A 21,224-nucleotide genomic window follows, 5' to 3' on the forward strand; every position below is an offset into this window, starting at 1 on the left:
AGTGTGTTAAGTAAAACGTATAGCGCCGCGTCAGTTCAGGTAAGGGGACCAGGACGGTTCTCTGACTTCGCCTTGAGCGGTAGGAAGCGGGAGCCTCACGCGTCCGTTAATGGACACGAGCATCAAGACTCCCCGGCCCTGCTGGCGGGTGGCGTAGATTACCATGGTGCCGTTGGGCGCAACAGTGGGTGACTCGTCCAGAGTGCTATCAGTGAGGATTTTTACGCTACCGCGCTGCAAATCCTGGGCCGCCACCTTGAAATTAGTGAAACCATCCTGGCGATGGATCATCACCAGGGTCTTTTCATCTGCCGACAGTTTAGGGTTGGCGTTGTAGTTACCGACGAACGTCACGCGCTCGGCACCGCCACCACCGGCACCGGTCTTGTAGATCTGTGGCTTGCCGCCACGGTCGGAGGTGAAGTAGATGGTCGAGCCATCCTTGCCCCAGAACGGTTCGGTGTTGATGCCCGGGCCATTGGTGACGCGGGAGATCGAACGCGAAGCCAGGTTCATCACATAAATGTCCGGGTTACCGTCCTTGGACAGCACGAACGCCAGGCGCGAACCGTCCGGCGACCAGGCTGGCGCGCCGTTCAGGCCTTCGAAGTTGGTGATCTGCTCACGACGACCGGTGTCGATGTGCTGCACGAAAATGCGCGGACGCTTCTGCTCGAACGAGACATAGGCGATGCGCTTGCCATCGGGGGCGAAGCGCGGCGACAGGATCGGCTCGCGCGATTGCAGCAAGGTCACCGCACGCGCGCCGTCATAGTCGGAACGCTGCAGGGTGTAGCGGGTGTTGTTCTCGGAGAAACGCTCGGCCGTCACGTAGAGCATGCGGGTAGAGAACGCGCCCTTGATGCCGGTGAGTTTCTCGAACGACTGGTCGGCGATGTAGTGCGACATGTCGCGCAGCTGATCGACACTGCCCGACACGCTGCCGGTCAGCACTTGCTGTTCGGTGGCGACGTTGAACAGGGCGTACTGCACCTGCAGGCGACCGCCAGCCGGAACGATGCTGCCGACCATGATGTACTGGGCGCCCAGGGCCTTCCAGTCACGGTAGATGACTTCGCTGGCCTGGGTCGGCAGGCTGATCATGTTCTGTTTCGGAATCGGCGCGTAGTAACCCGAGTTGCGCAGGTCGTTGCCGATGATTTCCGCCATGTCGTCCGGCAGGACGTTACCGCCCTGCCAGCCGAACGGTACGACGGCGATCGGGGTCGCCCGGTCGCTGCCGCTGGTGACCAGAATGTTCTTTTCCTCTGCTACCGCTATCCCTGCCAGGCAGCAGATAACGACCAGCATTGATCGAAGAAGGTTTCTCACAAGGCTAGATCCTCAGGTGTGAATGTCATCTTGAATGAACGATAGGGAGCAAAGTCGCTCGGTTTCATTCCTTGCATTTCCGTCAATCGCCCAATGTTCTTGACCGCTGCGACCGCCGAAGCGTCGAACGGGCCGTCACCACTGGACTTGGCGACGCTGACCGAGGTAACCGTACCGTCGGGCAACATGCCGATTTGCAATACTACCGTCATGCCTTTACGCGCCGAAGGTGGACGAGCCCAGCCTTCTGCCGCTCGGGCACGAATCAGATCATCGTAGCTGCCGGCGACTTCATCGCCCTGCTCATCGGCCAAGGCCTGCTGGCGCTCCGGCGTGTCGGAAAGCAAATCTGCCAAGGCCTGGGCCTTTTTGTCTTCGGCGGATTTACGCGCTGCGTCCTGGGCCTTTTTCTTGGCGGCGTCGGCGGCGGCTTTCTTCTTCGCGTCTTCGGCGACTTTCTTTTTCGCCTCGTCAGCTTCAGCTTTCTTCTTGGCGTCTTCGGCTGCTTTTTTCTTCGCGTCCTCGACGATCTTTTTCTTCGCTTCTTCAGCGGCCGCTTTCTTGGCCTCTTCTTCAGCGGCTTTCTTGGCTTCTTCTTCGGCTTTCTTCTTGGCTATATCAGCCAATTGTTTCTCTTCTGCCTTTTTGGCCTCGGCGGTTTTCTTCGCTTCGTCGGCTTTCTTGGCTTCGTCAGCCTTTTTCGCCTCGTCCGCTTTCTTCGCCTCATCGGCCTTCTTGGCTTCCTCGGCCTTTTGAGCCGATTCCTCTTTCTTTTGTTCCGCGGCCTTTATCGCTTCCTGCTCGACCTTCTTCTGTTCCATCTGCTCGACTTCGGTCTGGCGCGCGGCGGATTTTTTCGCCTCACCGGCAAGCTTCTGGTTGGTCTGCGTGGTGGCCTGGCTTTTCGACTTGAGCTGGTACAAGGTCGCCTGCACGATCGGCTTGGCCGGCGGCAGCTCCGGGGTCATGGCAAAACTGACGAACAGCATGCCGAACACCAGCACATGCAAGCCGATGGCCAGGACACTGGGCCAGAAGTAGCTTTCCGAGGCGGACGGCTCTCGCTGTTGCTGCATCAGGGGGCCTCGGTGATCAAGCCAACATTACCGACCCCGGCTTTCTGCAGGCCGCCCATGGCGCCCATCACGGCACCGTAGTCGACGGTCTTGTCGCCGCGAATGAAGACCTGCGTGCGCTTGCCGGCATCGTTGCCGACACGAATGATCTTGGTCACCGCATCGGTCATCTGCGGCAAGGTCATGGCCCGGTCCTGCTGCTTCTCGGTGTCCACTTCACTGCCAAGGTTCCAGTAGTAGGTCTTGTCAGCCTTGATCGAAATGGTCAGTACCTGGGTGTTGTTGTCCTGCGGCAAGGCTTCGCTGGAAACCTTGGGCAGATCGACCTTCACGCCCTGATTGAGCATCGGCGCGGTCACCATGAAGATGACCAGCAGCACCAACATCACGTCGATGTAGGGCACCACGTTCATCTCGGCAACCGGCTTGCGCTTTTTTCGGGCTCGAGCGATTAAAGCCATTGGGAAATACCTGCTTATTCTTCGCTGGTGTGCACTTTGCGGTGCAGGATCGCCTGGAATTCATCGGCGAAGGTGTAGTAACGGCCGGTCAGCATTTCGCTGCGGGCGGCAAAGCGGTTGTAGGCGATAACGGCCGGGATGGCCGCGAACAGACCGATGGCGGTGGCGATCAGTGCCTCGGCGATGCCCGGGGCCACGGTGGCCAGGGTTGCTTGCTGGGCAGAAGCCAGGCCACGGAAGGAGTTCATGATCCCCCACACGGTACCGAACAGACCGATGTACGGGCTGACCGAACCGACGGTGGCCAGGAACGACAGGCCTTGTTCGAGCTTTTCTTCCTCGCGGGAAATGGCCACGCGCATGGCACGGGCCACACCTTCCATCACCGCTTCAGGGTCGACGCCCGGCTGCTGGCGCAGGCGAGAGAACTCCTTGAAACCGGCGCGGAAGATCTGCTCGACGCCCGAATCCGGGTCCGGATTGCTGCCAGCCTGGCGATAGAGCTTGGACAGGTCGATACCGGACCAGAAGCGCTCCTCGAAGCTCTCCAGGGCACGACGACCGGCGCGCAGCATGTTGCTGCGCTGAAAGATCATGATCCATGAGGTCACCGATGCGGCTACCAGGGTCAGCATTACCAGTTGCACCACGACGCTGGCATTGCTGACCAGGCTCCACATGGAGGAATGGTCGACGACGTTAGCTTCCACGCTTTATCTCCTGCTCTGAGTGTGTACCCGCGCCGCTCACGCCGGCAAAGGCCGCACGTAGAGCTTCGGGAATGGCCCGGGGTTTCAAACTATGGGTGCGCACACAGGCCACCAAAAACTGCCCTTCGCAGAGCAGCACATTATCCGTAGCCCGCCTGACCTGCTGCTTGAAACGCAGGCTGACACGGTTCAATTCGATGACATCGGCACTTACCACCAGTTCGTCGTCCAGTCGCGCCGGCGCGTGGTAGCGCGCTTCGCTGGAATGCACGACGAATAACAGGTCCTCCCCTGCCAGCGCGGATTGGGCAAAACCCAGTTCCCGCAGCCGTTCGGTTCGAGCCCGTTCCATAAACTTGAGGTAATTGACGTAGTAGACGATGCCGCCAGCATCGGTGTCCTCGTAATAAACGCGACAGCGATGTGCGAACGACTCCAGCCCGTTTTGCGCGCGCATACTCTAGTGCTTACTCCTCAGGTTGCCAATCGGCCAGGCAACTGTTTTTTCATTCTCGAACGCATTGACGCTCCAGGCGTCGTCTGGGACAGCACGAACTGGAAAAAAGTCGGCGTACAGAGCGCGTTCAATCGTCCACGGCATCGAGGAATTCGTCTACCACTGGCATCTCACCCATTCGTGTCGGGATGTTTAAGCCAAAATGCAGATAAGCATGGCGGGTCACCACGCGCCCGCGAGGGGTACGCATGATGTAGCCCTGCTGGATCAGGTACGGTTCCAGCACATCTTCAATGGTGTGGCGCTCTTCGCTGATGGCCGCGGCCAGGCTGTCCACGCCCACCGGGCCACCGTCGAACTTCTCGATCATGGTCAGCAGCAGGCGCCGGTCCTGGTGGTCGAAGCCACGCTCGTCGATGTCCAGCAGGTTCAACGCCAGGTCGGCAATCGGCTTGGTGATGTGGCCCTTGGCCCGGACTTCGGCAAAATCCCGGACCCGGCGCAGCAGGCGGTTGGCGATCCGCGGCGTGCCCCGGGCACGCCGGGCGATCTCATACGCACCGTCCGGGTCCAGCGGCAACCCGAGGATGCCCGCCGAACGACTGACAATCGTCGCCAGGTCGGCGTTGTTGTAGAACTCCAGGCGCTGGACGATACCGAAACGGTCCCGCAACGGGTTGGTCAGCATGCCAGCGCGGGTGGTGGCGCCCACCAGGGTGAAGGGCGGCAGGTCGAGCTTGATGGAGCGTGCCGCCGGCCCTTCGCCGATCATGATGTCGAGCTGGAAATCTTCCATGGCCGGGTACAGCACTTCCTCGACGATCGGCGACAACCGATGGATTTCGTCGATGAACAGCACGTCATGGGGCTCAAGGTTGGTCAGCAGCGCCGCCAGGTCGCCCGGCCGCTCGAGGACCGGCCCCGACGTGCTCTTGATCGAGACGCCCATTTCCTGGGCAATGATGTTGGCCAGGGTGGTCTTGCCCAGGCCCGGCGGGCCGAAGATCAAGGTGTGGTCCAGCGACTCGCTGCGCCCACGGGCCGCCTGGATGAACAGCTCCATTTGCTCGCGCACGGTCGGCTGGCCGATGTAGTCGGCCAGGCTGACAGGGCGAATCGCGCGGTCCTGGATTTCCTCGCGGTCACGGGGCGCGCCCGTGGCGGCGATCAGGCGGTCAGCTTCAATCACTTAAATCATTCCCTTCAGGGCACGACGAATCATATCTTCAGTGCTCAGGCCTTTTTCCTTGATGGCGGAAATCGCCTTGCTGGCTTCCTGCGGCTTGTAGCCCAGGGAGATCAGCGCGGTGACCGCATCGTTTTCGGCGCTGACCGCTGGCGCCGGCGCGTCCGGCTGGTTCGGTTGATTCGGCACTAAGGCGAACATCGCCGGCACCGCCTCCCAGGCCTTGAAACGGTCCTTGAGCTCGACCAGCAGGCGCTCGGCGGTTTTCTTGCCCACCCCCGGCACCTTGGTCAGGGCCGAGGTGTCCTGGGACTGCACACAACGCACCAACTCATCGACCTCCAGGCTCGACATCAAGGCCAGGGCCAGTTTCGGGCCGACGCCATTGAGACGGATCAGCTCGCGGAAGAAATCCCGCTCGCGCTTGCCGACGAAGCCATAGAGTAACTGCGCATCCTCGCGCACGACCAAATGGGTGTGCAGGGTCAGCGGCTCGCCGACCGACGGCAAGCGGTACAGCGTGGTCATGGGCACTTCCAGCTCATAGCCCAGGCCGTTTACATCCAGAATCAGGTGCGGCGGCTGTTTTTCAGCCAGGGTGCCGCGCAAGCGTCCAATCACGTTTCAGATCCTTGGGTGTTGGCCAACCTGCTGGCTGGCGAGTAACAGCCCGGGCATAAAGGCCGACGACACAGGCGCAAGATGCTCGGGCTCACGAAAGATTGCGCTGATGCTATCAGAGACGCAGGCGCCCGCCACGACTGCGTGCGGTCCCCAGGCCATGAGGCAACAGGCTGGAACGGGTGTGGGCATGGCAAATGGCGATGGCCAAGGCGTCGGAGGCATCGATCTGCGGCTTGCTGACCAGTTTCAACAGGTGCATCACCATCATTTGCACCTGCTCCTTGTTCGCCGCCCCTGTGCCGACGACCGCCTGCTTGACCTGGGTCGCGGTGTACTCGGCGATCTCCAGGTTTTCCTCGGCGCCAGCCACGATGGCCGCACCCCGGGCCTGCCCCAGCTTCAGGGCCGAATCGGCGTTGCGCGCCATGAAGACTCTTTCGATACCCATGGTCACCGGCCCGTAGGTCTGGATGACTTCGCGAACGCCGCGATAAACGATCTGCAAGCGCTCAGGCAGCTCACCCGCGCCAGTGCGGATGCAACCAGACGCGACGTACACGCAGCCGCGCCCGGTATCGCGAACCACACCGTAGCCGGTGATGCGCGAACCAGGGTCGATACCAAGGATTAAAGTCATAGCGCCTGCGGTTTGAAGGGGGTTACCTGAACTTGTGGGAGCGGGCTTGCTCGCGAAGAGGTCGTCACATTCGACATCGATGTCGACTGATGCACTGCATTCGCGAGCAAGCCCGCTCCCACCCTGATAATCATGCGCCTCAATAGAAGATCATTAACCCAGCTGTTCAGCCACCGACTCCGGAATGTCGGCGTTGGAGTAGACGTTCTGCACATCGTCCAGGTCTTCAAGCATGTCGATCAGCTTGAGCACCTTCTCGGCACCTTCCAGGTCCAGTTCGGCACTGGTGGTCGGCTGCATGACGATCTCTGCGTCGGCGGGTTTGAAACCGGCCGCCTCCAGGGCGTTACGCACGGCATAGAAGCTGGCGAACGAAGTGAACACGTCGAACGAGCCGTCTTCGTGGCTGACCACGTCATCGGCGTCGGCCTCCAGGGCGGCTTCCGTCAGGGCATCTTCATCGAGACCCGGCGCGAAGCTGATCTGCCCCTTGCGCTCGAACAGATAGGCCACGGAGCCGTCGGTGCCCAGGTTGCCACCGCATTTGCTGAACGCGTGACGCACGGCTGCCGCAGTGCGGTTGCGGTTGTCGGTCATGCATTCGACCATCACCGCCACACCGCCCGGGCCGTAACCTTCGTAGGTCAGCTCTTCAACGTTGTCAGCCTCGGTCGCACCGGCGCCACGGGCGATGGCCCGGTCGATGATGTCGCGGCTCATGTTGGCACCCAGCGCCTTGTCCAGGGCCAGGCGCAAGCGCGGGTTGGAACCCGGATCGCCGCCGCCCTGGCGGGCCGCGACCGTCAGCTCACGGATCCACTTGGTGAAGATCTTGCCTCTCTTGGCATCCTGACGTTCTTTGCGGTGCTTGATGTTCGCCCACTTGGAATGACCTGCCATAACTCGCTCCGTTTCTCTTTGGAACATTGCCCGCCCTGCGCGTACGCAGTGGCCGGCAATCAGAAATATCGACCCCAATGAAAAGGCGCATCCGAAGATGCGCCCTCTCAGGTGCCAGCCTTACTCAGCCTTTGGCTGTTCACGCAGACGAATGTGCAACTCGCGCAATGCCTTGGCATCCACCACACCCGGCGCCTGGGTCATGACATCGGCCGCGCTCTGGGTTTTCGGGAACGCGATCACTTCACGGATCGACTGGGCGCCGGTCATCAGCATCACCAGGCGGTCCAGGCCGAAGGCCAGGCCACCGTGGGGCGGCGCACCGTACTTCAGGGCGTCGAGCAGGAAGCCGAACTTCTCTTCCTGCTCGGCTTCGTTGATGCCCAGCAGGCGGAACACGGCCTGTTGCATTTCCTTGCGATGGATACGGATCGAACCGCCACCCAATTCGGTGCCGTTCAGGACCATGTCGTAAGCGCGCGACAGAGCGGTGGCCGGGTTGGCCTCCAACTCTTGCGGCGAGCACTTCGGCGCAGTGAACGGGTGGTGCAGCGCGGAGAAGCTGCCGTCGTCGTTTTCTTCGAACATCGGGAAGTCAACGACCCACATTGGCGCCCATTCGCAAGTCAGCAGCTTCAGGTCGTGACCCAGCTTGATGCGCAGCGCGCCCAGGGCTTCGCTGACGATCTTGGCCTTGTCGGCGCCGAAGAACACGATGTCGCCGTCAACCGCGCCCACGCGATCGAGGATCACATTGAGGTTGGCTTCAGGGATGTTTTTCACGATCGGCGATTGCAGGCCATCAACACCCGCGGCGCGCTCGTTGACCTTGATGTAGGCCAGGCCCTTGGCACCGTAGATGCCGACGAACTTGGTGTAGTCGTCGATCTGCTTGCGCGGCATGCTGGCTCCGCCAGGAACGCGCAGGGCCGCGATACGGCATTTCGGGTCGTTGGCCGGGCCGCTGAACACCTTGAAATCCACTTCCTTGAGCTGGTCGGCCACGTCCACCAGCTCCAGCGGGTTACGCAGGTCTGGTTTGTCGGAACCGTAGCGGCGCATGGCCTCTTCGAAGGTCATGTGCGGGAACTCGCCGAATTCCAGACCCAGCACTTCCTTGAACAGGTTGCGGATCATGCCTTCGGTCAGGCCCATGATGTCTTTTTCGTCGAGGAAACTGGTCTCGATGTCGATCTGAGTGAACTCAGGCTGACGGTCGGCACGCAGGTCTTCGTCACGGAAGCACTTGGCGATCTGGTAGTAGCGATCGAACCCGGCGACCATCAGCAGTTGCTTGAACAGCTGTGGCGATTGCGGCAAGGCGAAGAAGCTGCCGGGGTGGGTACGGCTCGGCACCAGGTAGTCGCGAGCGCCTTCCGGCGTGGCGCGGGTCAGGATCGGCGTCTCGACGTCGAGGAAGCCGTTCTCGTCCAGGTAACGACGGATGCTGGTGGTCATGCGCGAACGCAGGCGCAGCTTCTCGGCCATTTCCGGGCGACGCAGGTCGATGAAGCGGTAGCGCAGGCGGGTTTCTTCGCCCACGTCGGAGTATTCGTTGAGTGGGAACGGCGGGGTTTCCGATTCGTTGAGCACTTCCAGCTCGTAACCCAGCACTTCGATCATGCCAGACGCCATGTTGGCGTTGCCGGCGCCAGCCGGGCGCAGACGCACCTTGCCGGTGACCTTGACCACATATTCGCTGCGCACGCGGTCGGCGGCGGCGAAGGTTTCAGCGCGGTCCGGATCGAACACCACCTGGGCCAGGCCTTCACGATCACGGATATCGAGGAAAATCACCCCGCCATGGTCACGGCGACGATGGACCCATCCGCAAAGAGTAACTTCCTGACCTTCCAGGCTTTCGTTCAGTTGGCCGCAATAATGGCTGCGCATCATGGTAGTGGTTTCACTTCTCGTAATTCGAAATTCGGTTGGAGGACCTGCCCGTGCAAGCACTCGCGCGTGTTCAACTCAATCAGCTTTGTCGCCACCGGCCAGATTCTTCTTGGCGCCGGTCTTGAAGTCGGTTTCATACCAGCCTGTGCCGCCGAGGCGGAAACCAGGCATGGACAGCATCTTTTTCAGTTCCGGCGCCTGGCAGGCAGGGCAGTCGACCAGCGGTGCCGCGCTGATCTTTTGAATGGCTTCCATCTGATGACCACAGGAAGCACATTGATAGTCGTACATCGGCATGGGGTTGTCTCGGCGATCAGGTTACTCGCGCAAAGGCTGGGCTTTGCGGCAAAGAGCGAGATTATATCCATTAAATGCGGCCTGTGCAGCCGTAAGACCGCGCGTAGGAGCTGACGAGTGCAACGAGGCTGCGATCTTGCCCCAGAGACTTGAGTCGCAAGCGAGAAATCAAGATCAAGATCAAAAGATCGCAGCCTTCGGCAGCTCCTACGCCCCACCATGATCCATCCCGGCTTCCTTCAAACTGTGCACCACGCAAACCACACGCACCAGTGCGCTGAAATTGCGCACCCCGCCATGGCGCAGGTGCACCTCCCTGTCGACATGGGACAGCAACGTACTGATGGAGCAGCTGTTGAGCTGGGCCATGTCACCGAGGATATCCCAATAGACCTGCTCCAGCCGCAGGCAGGTGGCGAACCCGTTCAGACGAATGGATCGGGCCAGGGGACGCGCCAGCTGCATGTCGAACCCCCTGACGAACGGATCGACGCGGATGGACTGAAAGCGCCCACGCACACCCTCCCCCGGTTCTTTTCCTTGAATCATACCGTTGACACTCCTTTGCCATACGAACCTCTCAGTTGGAACACTCCATCTGTGGCTCTATGGAAGCTCAACGGCATCGCCAGTTCCAGACGACTTTATGACCGTGGACGTAGGACAAGCCAACAGTAGGCAGGCGACGAATTACGCCGTCCTACACGCCGCACGCTGGGAATGTGGCCCACGCCACGTCATCACTTGCCGGATCATGTCTTCGGCACCCGGCACACCTTCCTCTTATTTAATAGAAGACAGGCGCGCATACACCGAGTAAGCACCGGCGGGGCTTTTCTGGCCGACGAACAGCGCGGTACGCGCCCGTAACGCGTTTGAGAAGGCCGGGGCTTTGCTGTTAAATAGGCAGTGTGTCGCTACGCCTATTTTTCCGGGCGTAACGCATAGGCTGATTCGGGTACGTGTCCAACGCCTCTCATTGTTTCGAAGCGAACCGTCCCCGACCCGCTCTTCCTTGTGATCTGTCTTAACCGTGAGCCAATCAAAATGTTGAAAATCGTCCACTTGCTAATGGGCGCAGCTGCCCTGCTGCTGTCCTTCATCCCTAGCCTGGGTTCCGAAGCCACACCTTACCTGCAACACCCCGATGCACTGTACCTGGCCTTTTTCGGCCTGCTCAACCTGACCCTTGCACCCGTCATCCCTTACTGGAACAAAGGTCCACGTCACCAACTGCAAAACCTGGTCAGCGCCCTGCTGGTGCTGGCCGTTGCCCTGCAAACCCTGGCCCTGCTGGCGCCTATGCCGGAAATCGGCGGTCAACCTGCCATTCTGTTCAGCCTGGGCGCAGCACTGCTCGCCGTGGCACTGCACCTGGCCGTCAGCTTCTACAAGAAGTCGTCGCCGGCCGCCGCTGCGCAGAACTACGACATGTCCAACCGCGATACCGGCACGGTGAAGTGGTTCAACACGTCCAAAGGGTTCGGCTTCATCTCCCGCGACTCCGGCGATGATATTTTCGTGCATTTCCGGGCCATTCGTGGCGAAGGCCATCGCGTCCTGGTGGAAGGCCAGCGCGTGGAGTTCTCCGTAATGAACCGCGACAAGGGCCTGCAGGCCGAAGATGTGATCGCCGCGCTGCCGCGCCGCTGATCCAAGCGTAAAAAAACCGCGATGCAGCCTGGCTGCTCGCGGTTTTTTATTGCCCGTCAATCGGGAATCGGGCAAGTCAGTAGTGAGGCGGCGGCGCCTCTTCTTCGAACGACTCGAACTGCCCGACCATCTCTTCCTGGCGCTTGAGCAACGCCGCCATCTGCAGCTGCAGACGCTCGACGACCCGCTGCTGCTCGACCAGCACATCGTTCAACGCCTGGATGGTGTCATCCTGAAACGCCAAGCGGCTTTCCAGATCGGTTACACGGTCTTCAAGGTTCATGGTTCAGCCCTCCAGAAACTTGAAATCATCGGTCAAGGCCACTCGCAACCGTTCACGAATAGCCGTGACCTGCCCTGCATTATAAGGCTGGGCCGGGTGCTTGCCCCAGACAGGCGCAGGCCAGGCGGCGTCATCCCGTTTGCGCACGATGACGTGCATGTGCAGTTGACTGACAACGTTACCTAAGGTTGCAACGTTCATCTTGTCGGCATCGAACGAATCCTTGAGGGTTTCGGCCAGCGCCGTGGTTTCTTTCCACAGTTGCTGTTGATCAGCGTCATCCAATTGAAATAATTCGCTGATATCTTCCCGCCGCGGCACGAGGATGAACCACGGATAATTCGAATCGTTGGACAAGAGCAACCGGCACAGCGGGAAATCGCCGATGGGCAATGTGTCTTGTTGCAGTCGTGGATCTAAAGCAAACACCGCGCGTACTCCTCGCTCGTTATCGGTTCTGCCCGGTTTGGCGGCCCGCAGGCCTGCATCGGACTCAGGTGCGCAGCATACCCGCGAACGCCGAATCGATCACGGCGTACCGTCCTGATGCTCGGTCTTCGAATGTTTTTCAACACACCGCATCAACCTGTGCAAGCTGACGCACCAACACAGCGCAGGCGGCACCACACCGTCCTGACAGGACCGTGCCAGGGGCCCAGGCAAGGCTTCGACGTTGTAAGATTTTCGTACAACCGGAAAATTTTCTGCACCAAAACAGCACAGTGCGTCTACGCTCAGTGCACAGAGCATCCGTGATTTACTCACTGGGTAGGGTGAACCGGTAACGTTTTTGGTGGTCTCGCCACGTTTACGGGCGTTAATCACGAGAGCGGTACACGAGTCAACCCTATTTAAAACAAGGCCTTTGGAGCCCGGTTTCATGAGGTTTCACGGCGTCAACCGGTCAAATGTGAAAAAAATGTAAACAAAATTCGGGTTTGAGCATGCTTGTTGCAAGCATACTCGCACTGTCCAAAGGTCTCGCCGGAAGCGAGAACCTGCCGACATACAAATTAAAGTGGCAAGGCTGCCCACAGGAGCTTCAAGCGCGGTAATGACGGACTCTTTACACCGATGCCGGAAAAGAAAAAACAACATTAAAGTTGTGAATACGGTTGCGTCGGAACAGCTGAAATGCGACATGGATCGAGCCATTGGCGACACGGTCGTAAAGAAGCTGAAAGGTTGAATGGGCAAGTATCGCCAAAGAATGTCGACGTGATATAAGTTTGCGCCGACACAAAAAGAAAGAGCCGCCCAGATAAAAAAACAGGTGGGACGGCAGTACTCTTCTAAAAACCAAAGGAGCAAATCACGATGCGCGTGATGAAGTGGAGCATGATCGCACTGGCTGTATCGGCCAGTACCTCGCAGTTCGCAATGGCCTCTTCCCAGGAAGAATCCAAGGGCTTTTTTGAAGATCAGAGCTTGAATGTTCTGAGCCGCATGCTGTACATGAACCGCGACTTCAAGAACGAAATAAGCACTCGTCAAAGTTATCGTGAAGAAGCCGGCCTTGGCGTACGTGCCACGTACGAATCGGGCTTCACCCAAGGTACCGTTGGTGTAGGCGCCGATGCCTTCGCATTCGGCTCCGCCCGTTTCGACGGCAGTGCTGGTCGTGCCGGTAACGGTCTGTTCGCCCAGCAAGACGATGGCGACCTGGAACACACCCAATCGAAGGCTGGCGGCGCGGTTAAGTTCCGTCTGTCCGACACTGTCTTGAAATACGGTAATCAAGTGGTTGCCAGCCCGGTTTTCTCTACTGACGACAGCCGTCTGCTGCCAGAAGTTGCTACCGGTACGCTGATCACCAGTAAAGAAATCAAAGGCTTGGAGCTGAGCGCAGGTCATTTCAACGCCATCAGTTCGCAAACTGGCATGGGTGATGACGGCCTTGGCCTGACATCCGCTGATATCGTCGGCGCAACCTACCAGTTCACCGACAATTTCGTAGCCGGTGTAGCGGCTTCCGATGTTGAAGATCACTACAAAAAGAAATACATCAACCTGAACTACACCCTGCCGATCAACGAAGATCAGTCCCTGAACTTCGACTTCAACGGCTATGACAGCCAGGACCAAGGCCAGAAGCTCAGCGGCGACGTTGACAACCGCATCTGGTCCCTCGCAGCAGCCTATGCCATCGGCGCCCACAAATTCACCCTGGCTCACCAGCGCTCCACCGGTGACACCGGCTATGTGTATGGCGTTGACGGCGGCGGTACCATTTTCCTCGCCAACTCCATCCAATACTCCGACTTCAACGGTCAGGACGAGCGTTCCTGGCAGGCGCGCTACGACCTGAACATGAAAACTTACGGCGTTCCTGGCCTGAGCTTCATGACCCGTTATGTCACCGGTGACAACATCTCCACCGCTGACGGCGAAGCAAAAGAGCACGAGTGGGACTTCGAAACCAAGTACGTTATGCAAAGCGGTCCAGCCAAAGACCTGTCGTTCCGTGTTCGTAGCGCGTTCTACCGCGCTAACAGCTCTTATTCCGACAGTACCGGTAACCGCGACAACAACGACTTCCGCTTCATCGTCGAATACCCACTGAGCATCTTGTAATTCAGTGCTAGTTCGATAGCTGCACCCGCAACAAACAAAAACCGCTCACCTGATCCAGGTGAGCGGTTTTTTTATGTCCATCGCATGTCAGCTTTAACACAACTCGTTAAATAGCAAGCTAACTAAATATAACCTGACCCCAGCGCCAAGTTATAGTCGAATCATTACTGCGCTGGCCCTTCCTGAACAACCCGAATCACACGTTGCGGAAACGGAATATCAATGCCCGCGTCCTTCAAGCGATCCCGCGCCTGTTCATTGAGCATGAACATCACATTCCAATAATCCGCTGTCTTGACCCAAATGCGCAGCGACACCGTGATGGAACTGTCGCCCAGGGTGGAAATTACCGCCTCAGGCGCCGGGTCAGCCAGCACGCGCTCATCCTTGGCCAGTTCCAGCAACACTTCCCGGGCCTTTTGCAGGTCGGCCTGGTAATCCACGCCGACATCAAACACCACCTTGCGGGTCGGCTGGCGGTTGGTGTTGGTGATGATGCCGTTCGACAGATTGCCGTTTGGCACGATCACGGTCTTGTTGTCACCGGTGCGAATCACAGTGTGGAAAATCTGGATGCTGTCGACCGTACCGGCCACACCCTGGGCTTCGATCCAGTCACCAATGCGGAATGGGCGGAACAGCAGGATCAGTACGCCACCGGCGAAATTCGCCAGGCTGCCTTGCAAGGCAAGGCCAATGGCCAGGCCGGCGGCACCGATGGCGGCGACGAACGAAGTGGTTTCTACACCGATCATCGAAGCGACGCTGACGATCAGCAAAATCTTCAGGATGATGTTGGCCAGGGTACTGATAAACCCTTGCAGTGCCAGGTCGGCGTTACGCAAGGCCAGCAACGCACCCAGTTTCTGCGTCACTTTGTTGATCAACCACCAGCCGATGGCCAGGGTGATGACCGCCAGCAGCACGCGGCTGCCGTATTCCATGATCATGGGGATCCAGGTCTGGGAAGCCTTGACCAGGTTGTCCACTTCAGCATTCAAATCCATCTTTCTCTCCTATTCCTGTTGCACGCGGCATTTTGTGGCGAGGGGATTTATCCCCGCTGGGCTGCGCAGCAGCCCTAAATCAACTCAATCTTCCTGGCACACCGAGTTGTCTGGTTTGGGGGCCGCTGCGCAGCCCAGCGGGGATAAATCCCCTCGCCACAGTATTTAATGCAACCCAGTATCAGTCGCGGAAGTTGTTGAATTGCAGCGGCATGCCGAATTCCTTGCCGCGCAGTGCGGCAATGGCTTCCTGCAAGTCGTCACGCTTCTTGCCGGTGACCCGCACTTGCTCGCCCTGGATGGCGGCTTGCACCTTGAGTTTGGCGTCCTTGATATGAGCGACGATCTTCTTCGCCAGTTCCTTGTCGATGCCTTCCTTGAGCACGGCTTCCTGTTTCATCAGCTTGCCGGAGGCATAGGCGTCCTTGACCTCAAGGCACTGCACGTCGATCTTGCGCTTGACCAGCGCCAGCTTGAGGATCTCGATCATCGCCTCGAGCTGGAAATCGGCCTCGGCGGTCAGGTTCACGGTCAGGTCTTTTTCCTTGAACTCGAAACTGCCCTTGCCCTTGAGGTCATAACGACGGTCGAGTTCCTTGACGGCGTTTTCAACCGCGTTGGTGACTTCGTGTTTGTCCAGTTCGGATACCACGTCGAATGACGGCATGTAGTGTTCTCCAAATAAAAAGGCGCGCCAGTATCAACGGCGCGCACTTGGCTTGTGGTTAAAATCGGGCTCATTATAACGGCTCTTTTCCTGCCGACACTGCGAGCCCTCAGATGCCTGCGCCAATCCGAGTAAAAAACTGATGTCCACTACCTGGCATGTCCTCGGGGCCGGCAGTCTCGGCACGTTGTGGGCCACGCGCCTGGCCCGGGCCGGGTTGCCGGTGCGGCTGGTGCTGCGCAACGAAGCCCGCTTGCAGGCCTACCGCAGCGCCGGCGGCCTGACGCTGGTGGAACAGGGACAGGCGCAGAGCTACCCGATACCTGGCGAAACGGCGGACAGCCCGGAACCGATCAGGCGCCTGCTATTGGCCTGCAAAGCCTACGACGCGGAAGCGGCCGTGGCCTCGGTGGCCCATCGCCTGGACGCCGAATCGGAACTGATCCTGTTGCAGAACGGCCTCGGCAGCCAGGACGCAGTAGCCAACTGTGTGCCCCAGGCCCGTTGCATCAGCGCTTCCAGCACCGAAGGCGCGTTCCGCGACGGTGATTGGCGCGTGGTGTTCGCCGGCCACGGCTACACCTGGTTGGGCGACCCCGCGCACCCGGTGGCACCGTTCTGGCTGGACGACCTGAGCGCCGCCGGCATTCCCCACGAATGGAGCGCCGACATCCTCACCCGGCTCTGGCGCAAACTGGCGCTCAACTGTGCAATCAATCCGCTGACCGTACTGCACCACTGCAAGAATGGCGGCTTGCAGGAACACCGTTGCGAAGTGGCGACCCTGTGCGTGGAACTCACCGACCTGCTCGAACGTTGCGGCCAGCCTGCGGCTGCCGAAGACTTGCAGCCGGAAGTCGAACGGGTGATCCAGGCCACGGCCGCCAATTACTCCTCGATGTACCAGGATGTCGCCAATCGGCGCCGCACCGAAATCAGCTACTTGCTCGGTTACGCCTGCAAGGTCGCCCAACGCCACGAGCTGACCGTGCCGCACCTGGAGCAACTGCGCCAGCGACTGATTGCCCACTTGCACAACCTCGCATTGCCCAGCGACTGAGCAGCGGCTACGCTGGCCCTCGTGTTCCTTTTTAGCGACGAGTCTGATGCCATTGCGCCAGCGCCTTGAAAACCTCCCGGTCGGCCAGAAACTGCTGGCTGCCCTGTTGGTGTTGTTGACCACTGTCCTGCTGGTGGCCAACCTGACCTTTATCAGCGCCGCCTACTACATCTCCCAGGAAAGCATGGCGCCCCAGGCCCTGCAGACCATTGGCCGACTGGTGGCCAATCCGAGCCTGATCTCCGACGCCCTGCAATCGCCACAAAATGCCCAGCGCTTGCTCGATGAGCTCAACAGCTATGCACCGCTGCGGGCGGCGGCGCTGTATGACGGCCAGGGCGAACGCCTGGCACAACTGCAACAGGGCGAAAAGCTCAAGCTGCCGGACCATTACCGCAACATACAGGCCTGGCAGGCCGGTGAGTTTCGCAGCAACCAGGTCATTACCCTGCCCCGTCCCGGCACGGCGCCTGGCCATCTGTTGCTGGTGGCCAGCAGTGAATTGCCGACCGCGTTCTACACCGGCACCCTGACCGCCAGCCTCGGCATCCTGATTTTCAGCGTGTTGCTGTGGTTGATCATTGCCCAGCAGATCAAGCGCCTGATCACCCAGCCGATTCATCAGCTTGAAGAGCTGTCACGCCAGGTCACCCGCGAAGAGAACTATGCCCTGCGTGCCGCACGCGGCAACCACGATGAGATCGGCAGCCTGGCCGAGGCGTTCAACACCATGTTGTCGCGGATCGAAGCCCGGGAACAGCAACTCAAGCGCGCGCGGGACGACTCCCAGGCCGCCTACGACCAGGCCCAGGGCCTGGCGGAAGAAACCCGCCATACCAATCGCAAGCTGGAGCTGGAAGTCCAGGTGCGCAGCAAGATCGAGAAAAAGCTCACCGGCTTTCAGAATTACCTCAACAGCATCATCGACTCCATGCCCTCGGCGCTGATCGCCCTCGACGAGCAACTCTACGTCACCCAATGGAACCAGGAAGCCAGCGCCCTCTCCGGCACACGGCTGGACGAGGCGCTGAACCAGCCGATCTTCCTCGCTTTCGAACCGCTCAAGCCGTACCTGCCCCAGCTCAAGCAGACCGTCGAGCAGCACACGGTGGCCAAGATCGAACGCGTCACCTGGACCAAGGACGACGAAGCCCGCCACTACGCCCTCACGTTCTACCCACTGATGGGCGGTGCCGGACGTGGCGTGGTCATCCGGATCGATGACATCACCCAGCGCCTGTCGCTGGAAGAAATGATGGTGCAATCGGAGAAAATGCTCTCGGTCGGCGGCCTCGCGGCGGGCATGGCCCATGAGATCAACAACCCCCTGGGCGCCATCCTGCACAACGTGCAGAACATCCGCCGACGCCTGTCGCCGGAATTGCCGAAGAACCTCGAACAGGCCGAACAATTGGGTATCCCGTTGGAGGAGGTCAATCGCTACCTCCAGGGTCGGGAGATCCCGCAGTTGCTCGACGGCATCCAGCAAGCCGGCGCCCGAGCGGCAAAAATCGTCACCCATATGCTCAGCTTCAGCCGGCTCAGCACGCGGCAGATGGCACCCTGCGACCTACCGGCGCTGATCGACCAGGCGGTAGAAATCGCCGGTAACGACTTCGACCTGGCGATCGGTTTCGACTTCAAGGGCCAAGCGATCATCCGCCAGTTCGATCCGAACCTGGGCCCGGTGCCCGGCACGGCCAACGAACTGGAACAGGTGCTGCTCAACCTGCTGAAAAACGCCGCCCAGGCGATCCATCAACGCCAGGACGACAGCGAACCGGGACGCATCGTCCTGCGCACACGGTTGAACCCGCCATGGGCGGAAATCCAGGTCGAGGACAACGGCATCGGCATGAGCGAGAACGTGCGCAAACGCACCTTCGAGCCATTTTTTACCACCAAGGAGATCGGCCAAGGCACAGGCCTTGGGTTGTCGGTCTCGTACTTCATCATCACCAATAACCACAAGGGCCAGATGGAAGTGCAGTCGGCGCCGGGCCAAGGCACCTGCTTCACCTTGCGCCTGCCGCTGGCCGGCACGTCGATGGTGCCGCCGGAACACAAACAATTGGAGCGCTGAGCATGGGTTTTCGCCTGTCGAAGATTTACACCCGCACCGGCGACAAGGGTGAAACCGGGTTGGGCGATGGTCGCCGCGTGGCAAAGGACCACCCACGGGTCGAGGCCATCGGCGAAGTGGATACGCTGAACAGCCAGCTGGGCTTATTGCTGGCCGGGCTCGCCGCTGAAACGGCCCGATACCCGGCGCTAAAGGAAGTCAGTGAAGTGCTGGGGCCTTGTCAGCATCGCTTGTTCGACCTCGGTGGTGAACTGGCGATGCCGGCCTACCAGGCCTTGAACGTGGCGGAAATCGAGCGGCTGGAAGCGGCGATCGACGTGTGGAACGAGGAATTGGGGCCCCTGGAAAACTTCATCCTGCCCGGTGGTTCGACGCTGATCGCCCAGGCCCATGTCTGCCGCAGCCTGGCCCGCAGCGCCGAGCGCCGTTGCCAGCAACTGAACGCGGTGGAACCGCTGGCCGGGCCGGGGCTGGCCTATATCAATCGATTGTCGGATCTGCTGTTCGTGGCCGCACGGGTCATTGCCCGGCGGCAAGGGGTGGCGGAAGTGCTTTGGGTGGCGGCGGCCAAGCCTGGGATTTGATCAGAGAGGTGTATCGCCTGTCAGGCCGCCTTCGCGAGCAAGCCCGCTCCCACAGGGGATCTGCGGCAGGCACACATTCTGTGCCTGGCAGAAATCTACTGTGGGAGCGGGCTTGCTCGCGAAGAGGCCAGCAGTCACACCACACCATCAAGCCTCAGGCCAAAACGCCCGAATCCCCGCCACACCCTGCGCCCCGGTCTCCCAGGCTTTTTGCCGCTCGCCGGGCCCGACCCCACCCAACAGATAGACCGGCCTGTTGAAGCCCTCGATCAACCGCGCCGCCTCTGCCCACCCCAACGGCTGTGCGTCAGGATGGGTCTGGGTCGGTTGCACCGGCGAGAGCGTCACGAAGTCCACGTCCATCTGCTGCGCCAGGGAGAGTTCCTCGGTGTTATGGCAGGAGGCCGCCAGCCAACGGTCCTTGCCGAACGGGCGACCGGCCGCAGCATGCTTGCGCAGTTGCGCGGCGGTAATGTGCCAACCGGCGGAGGGAAAATCCCCCAGCCATTCGAACGGCCCCTTGAGCATCAGTTGGGCCTTGCCGGCACACAACCCCACCGCATCCACCGCCAGATCGCGGTATTTCGGGTCGTAGCCACCGGGGGCACGCAGTTGGACCAACTTGATCCCGCCGGCAATCGCCTTCTGCATACCCCGCAGCAAGGCCGGCGTCTCAAGGCCTTCAGGGGTAATCAGGTACTCACCCGGCAAACGGGCCGCCGCGACGATCGGCTGATTGGCCGCCGGAAACGCATAGTTCGTCAGGTCGCGGGCCGTCACCCAGGCCAACGGCTGCCCTTCGGCACCGTGGGGCTCGCCAGTGAAGGCCGAGACTTCCCAGACATCCAGCAACACCTGTTTGTCCGGGTAGTCGTGACGCACCTTGATCAACGGCCGGGCGGCACCGACAACGATACCCAGTTCCTCATGAAGCTCGCGGGCCAGGGCGGTTTCGACGGACTCGTCGGCCTCGACCTTGCCGCCAGGAAATTCCCACAGGCCGCCCTGGTGCTGGGTGTCGGCCCGTCGGGCGATCAGGATTTTACCGGCGGCATCGCGGATGACCGCTGCCGCCACATGGACTCGTTTCACCGCGCAGTGTCCTCCAGGCCAGCCTGTTGCCACGCCTTGAACGCTGGCCATTGATATAGGGTTTCGACGTAGGCCTCATCGACCTCGGACAGTTTCACCTGATAAGTGCGCAAGCGCACGGCAACAGGGGCAAAAAACGCGTCGGCCAGGCTGATGCGGCCAAACAGGTAGGGACCGGCTTCGGTCGCCGCGGCACGGCATTCGGCCCACAGCGCCAGCATCCGCTGGATTTCCGCCTGCACATCAGATGGCATCGGCGACAACGGCGCATCGTGCAGCAGGTCCATGGGCATGTGGCTGCGCAGGGCGAAAAAACCGCTGTGCATCTGTGCACAGGCCGAGCGTGCCTGGGCCCGGGCGGCCACATCCTTGGGCCAGAGATTGGCCTCGGGAAACTGTTCAGCCAGGTATTCGGCAATCGCCAGGGAATCGGCGATCACGCCGAACTCGGTCTTGAGTAACGGGACCTTGGCCGTGGCCGAATACTTGAGCAGCTTCTCGCGGGTGTCGGGCTGGTCGAGCCTGACCAGCTCTTCGGTGTATTTCGCGCCGGTCAGCGCCAGGGCCAGCGCGCCGCGCAGGGACCAGGAAGAAATGCGTTGGTCGCCGATGATCAGGTGCAGGCTCATGTCTGGATTCCTTTCT

23 protein-coding genes are annotated in these 21,224 nt (G+C 60.2%); 5 read left to right on the plus strand and 18 right to left on the minus strand.

Annotation, left to right across the window (positions count from 1 at the left end; translation table 11 throughout):
• Positions 1–30: 30 nt before the first annotated feature.
• From tolB to AD662_RS22470, 12 genes are all read right to left on the minus strand, one after another.
• Complete coding sequence (gene tolB, locus AD662_RS22415; RefSeq protein WP_024616314.1) at positions 31–1,332, minus strand: Tol-Pal system beta propeller repeat protein TolB; 1,302 nt, start codon at positions 1,330–1,332, stop codon at positions 31–33.
• Complete coding sequence (gene tolA, locus AD662_RS22420) at positions 1,329–2,408, minus strand: cell envelope integrity protein TolA (protein WP_053189762.1); 1,080 nt, start codon at positions 2,406–2,408, stop codon at positions 1,329–1,331. The genes tolB and tolA overlap by 4 nt, the downstream gene beginning before the upstream one ends.
• Positions 2,408–2,860, minus strand: a complete 453-nt coding sequence (tolR, locus tag AD662_RS22425; protein ID WP_161798348.1) for a protein TolR — start codon at positions 2,858–2,860, stop codon at positions 2,408–2,410. The genes tolA and tolR overlap by 1 nt, the downstream gene beginning before the upstream one ends.
• Before the next feature lie 23 nt (positions 2,861–2,883).
• Positions 2,884–3,579 carry a protein TolQ gene (gene tolQ, locus AD662_RS22430; RefSeq protein WP_014339916.1) on the minus strand — a complete coding sequence of 232 codons (696 nt, stop codon included), beginning with the start codon at positions 3,577–3,579 and terminating at the stop codon, positions 2,884–2,886.
• Positions 3,569–4,036 carry a tol-pal system-associated acyl-CoA thioesterase gene (gene ybgC, locus AD662_RS22435; protein ID WP_003205037.1) on the minus strand — a complete coding sequence of 156 codons (468 nt, stop codon included), beginning with the start codon at positions 4,034–4,036 and terminating at the stop codon, positions 3,569–3,571. The genes tolQ and ybgC overlap by 11 nt, the downstream gene beginning before the upstream one ends.
• Positions 4,037–4,163: 127 nt before the next feature.
• A complete protein-coding gene (ruvB, locus tag AD662_RS22440; protein WP_003178599.1) occupies positions 4,164–5,225 on the minus strand; it encodes a Holliday junction branch migration DNA helicase RuvB in 1,062 nt (353 codons plus the stop codon).
• Entirely contained in the window at positions 5,226–5,843 is a 618-nt protein-coding gene (gene ruvA, locus AD662_RS22445) for a Holliday junction branch migration protein RuvA (protein ID WP_053189763.1), read from the minus strand.
• A 115-nt stretch (positions 5,844–5,958) separates the two neighbouring features.
• Positions 5,959–6,483 carry a crossover junction endodeoxyribonuclease RuvC gene (ruvC, locus tag AD662_RS22450; RefSeq protein WP_018614254.1) on the minus strand — a complete coding sequence of 175 codons (525 nt, stop codon included), beginning with the start codon at positions 6,481–6,483 and terminating at the stop codon, positions 5,959–5,961.
• A 153-nt stretch (positions 6,484–6,636) separates the two neighbouring features.
• Positions 6,637–7,383: a YebC/PmpR family DNA-binding transcriptional regulator gene (locus AD662_RS22455; protein ID WP_018614256.1), complete on the minus strand. Its 747-nt coding sequence runs from the start codon at positions 7,381–7,383 to the stop codon at positions 6,637–6,639.
• A gap of 120 nt (positions 7,384–7,503) precedes the next feature.
• Positions 7,504–9,279: an aspartate--tRNA ligase gene (gene aspS, locus AD662_RS22460; protein ID WP_014339921.1), complete on the minus strand. Its 1,776-nt coding sequence runs from the start codon at positions 9,277–9,279 to the stop codon at positions 7,504–7,506.
• A 75-nt stretch (positions 9,280–9,354) separates the two neighbouring features.
• Positions 9,355–9,576, minus strand: coding sequence for an FmdB family zinc ribbon protein (locus AD662_RS22465; protein WP_003178589.1), 222 nt, complete (start codon positions 9,574–9,576; stop codon positions 9,355–9,357).
• Between the two features lie 207 nt (positions 9,577–9,783).
• A complete protein-coding gene (locus AD662_RS22470; RefSeq protein WP_053189764.1) occupies positions 9,784–10,125 on the minus strand; it encodes a ribbon-helix-helix domain-containing protein in 342 nt (113 codons plus the stop codon).
• A gap of 498 nt (positions 10,126–10,623) precedes the next feature.
• On the opposite strand from AD662_RS22470, the gene AD662_RS29965 reads away from it, so the two are divergent.
• Positions 10,624–11,229: a cold-shock protein gene (locus tag AD662_RS29965; RefSeq protein WP_003205048.1), complete on the plus strand. Its 606-nt coding sequence runs from the start codon at positions 10,624–10,626 to the stop codon at positions 11,227–11,229.
• Between the two features lie 76 nt (positions 11,230–11,305).
• On the opposite strand, the gene AD662_RS22480 is transcribed toward AD662_RS29965, so the two are convergent.
• Entirely contained in the window at positions 11,306–11,512 is a 207-nt protein-coding gene (locus tag AD662_RS22480) for a SlyX family protein (RefSeq protein WP_018614263.1), read from the minus strand.
• Positions 11,513–11,515: 3 nt separating this feature from the next.
• Positions 11,516–11,941: an HIT family protein gene (locus AD662_RS22485; protein WP_024618677.1), complete on the minus strand. Its 426-nt coding sequence runs from the start codon at positions 11,939–11,941 to the stop codon at positions 11,516–11,518.
• 888 nt (positions 11,942–12,829) lie between these two features.
• Here AD662_RS22485 and AD662_RS22490 point away from each other — a divergent pair.
• Positions 12,830–14,086, plus strand: coding sequence for an OprD family porin (locus AD662_RS22490; protein ID WP_053189765.1), 1,257 nt, complete (start codon positions 12,830–12,832; stop codon positions 14,084–14,086).
• 164 nt (positions 14,087–14,250) lie between these two features.
• On the opposite strand, the gene AD662_RS22495 is transcribed toward AD662_RS22490, so the two are convergent.
• Both AD662_RS22495 and AD662_RS22500 read right to left on the minus strand, forming a co-directional pair.
• Entirely contained in the window at positions 14,251–15,093 is an 843-nt protein-coding gene (locus tag AD662_RS22495) for a mechanosensitive ion channel family protein (protein WP_053189766.1), read from the minus strand.
• 181 nt (positions 15,094–15,274) lie between these two features.
• Positions 15,275–15,760, minus strand: a complete 486-nt coding sequence (locus AD662_RS22500) for a YajQ family cyclic di-GMP-binding protein (RefSeq protein WP_003205057.1) — start codon at positions 15,758–15,760, stop codon at positions 15,275–15,277.
• A 142-nt stretch (positions 15,761–15,902) separates the two neighbouring features.
• Between AD662_RS22500 and AD662_RS22505 the strand changes: the two genes are divergently transcribed.
• Genes AD662_RS22505 through AD662_RS22515 form a run of 3 tightly spaced genes read left to right on the plus strand, consistent with a single transcriptional unit; the run spans position 15,903 to position 19,487 of the window.
• A complete protein-coding gene (locus AD662_RS22505) occupies positions 15,903–16,820 on the plus strand; it encodes a putative 2-dehydropantoate 2-reductase (RefSeq protein ID WP_018614274.1) in 918 nt (305 codons plus the stop codon).
• Between the two features lie 46 nt (positions 16,821–16,866).
• The gene (locus tag AD662_RS22510) at positions 16,867–18,903 is read left to right on the plus strand and encodes a sensor histidine kinase (RefSeq protein WP_053189767.1); all 2,037 of its coding nucleotides are present in this window, start codon (positions 16,867–16,869) and stop codon (positions 18,901–18,903) included.
• Positions 18,904–18,905: 2 nt separating this feature from the next.
• A complete protein-coding gene (locus AD662_RS22515) occupies positions 18,906–19,487 on the plus strand; it encodes a cob(I)yrinic acid a,c-diamide adenosyltransferase (protein ID WP_018614276.1) in 582 nt (193 codons plus the stop codon).
• 147 nt (positions 19,488–19,634) lie between these two features.
• Here the strand turns inward: AD662_RS22515 and AD662_RS22520 are convergent, their stop codons facing one another.
• Together AD662_RS22520 and AD662_RS22525 are read right to left on the minus strand one after the other, a co-directional pair.
• Complete coding sequence (locus AD662_RS22520) at positions 19,635–20,579, minus strand: Nudix family hydrolase (protein ID WP_018614277.1); 945 nt, start codon at positions 20,577–20,579, stop codon at positions 19,635–19,637.
• On the minus strand, positions 20,576–21,208 hold the full coding sequence (locus AD662_RS22525) for a glutathione S-transferase family protein (RefSeq protein ID WP_053181338.1): 633 nt from the start codon (positions 21,206–21,208) through the stop codon (positions 20,576–20,578). The genes AD662_RS22520 and AD662_RS22525 overlap by 4 nt, the downstream gene beginning before the upstream one ends.
• Between the last annotated feature and the right edge of the window lie 16 nt (positions 21,209–21,224).

This window comes from Pseudomonas kilonensis (genome assembly GCF_001269885.1).
GTDB classification, from domain to species: Bacteria; Pseudomonadota; Gammaproteobacteria; order Pseudomonadales; family Pseudomonadaceae; genus Aquipseudomonas; species Aquipseudomonas kilonensis.

Bases quoted from the DNA above. Each gene is read 5' to 3' on its own strand.
- tolA (WP_053189762.1), bottom strand. From the start codon at position 2,408: ATGCAGCAACAGCGAGAGCCGTCCGCCTCGGAAAGCTACTTCTGGCCC.
- ybgC (WP_003205037.1), bottom strand. From the start codon at position 4,036: ATGCGCGCGCAAAACGGGCTGGAGTCGTTCGCACATCGCTGTCGCGTT.
- ruvC (WP_018614254.1), bottom strand. From the start codon at position 6,483: ATGACTTTAATCCTTGGTATCGACCCTGGTTCGCGCATCACCGGCTAC.
- AD662_RS22455 (WP_018614256.1), bottom strand. From the start codon at position 7,383: ATGGCAGGTCATTCCAAGTGGGCGAACATCAAGCACCGCAAAGAACGT.
- aspS (WP_014339921.1), bottom strand. From the start codon at position 9,279: ATGATGCGCAGCCATTATTGCGGCCAACTGAACGAAAGCCTGGAAGGT.
- AD662_RS22465 (WP_003178589.1), bottom strand. From the start codon at position 9,576: ATGCCGATGTACGACTATCAATGTGCTTCCTGTGGTCATCAGATGGAA.
- AD662_RS22470 (WP_053189764.1), bottom strand. From the start codon at position 10,125: ATGATTCAAGGAAAAGAACCGGGGGAGGGTGTGCGTGGGCGCTTTCAG.
- AD662_RS29965 (WP_003205048.1), top strand. From the start codon at position 10,624: ATGTTGAAAATCGTCCACTTGCTAATGGGCGCAGCTGCCCTGCTGCTG.
- AD662_RS22480 (WP_018614263.1), bottom strand. From the start codon at position 11,512: ATGAACCTTGAAGACCGTGTAACCGATCTGGAAAGCCGCTTGGCGTTT.
- AD662_RS22490 (WP_053189765.1), top strand. From the start codon at position 12,830: ATGCGCGTGATGAAGTGGAGCATGATCGCACTGGCTGTATCGGCCAGT.
- AD662_RS22495 (WP_053189766.1), bottom strand. From the start codon at position 15,093: ATGGATTTGAATGCTGAAGTGGACAACCTGGTCAAGGCTTCCCAGACC.
- AD662_RS22500 (WP_003205057.1), bottom strand. From the start codon at position 15,760: ATGCCGTCATTCGACGTGGTATCCGAACTGGACAAACACGAAGTCACC.
- AD662_RS22505 (WP_018614274.1), top strand. From the start codon at position 15,903: ATGTCCACTACCTGGCATGTCCTCGGGGCCGGCAGTCTCGGCACGTTG.
- AD662_RS22510 (WP_053189767.1), top strand. From the start codon at position 16,867: ATGCCATTGCGCCAGCGCCTTGAAAACCTCCCGGTCGGCCAGAAACTG.
- AD662_RS22515 (WP_018614276.1), top strand. From the start codon at position 18,906: ATGGGTTTTCGCCTGTCGAAGATTTACACCCGCACCGGCGACAAGGGT.
- AD662_RS22525 (WP_053181338.1), bottom strand. From the start codon at position 21,208: ATGAGCCTGCACCTGATCATCGGCGACCAACGCATTTCTTCCTGGTCC.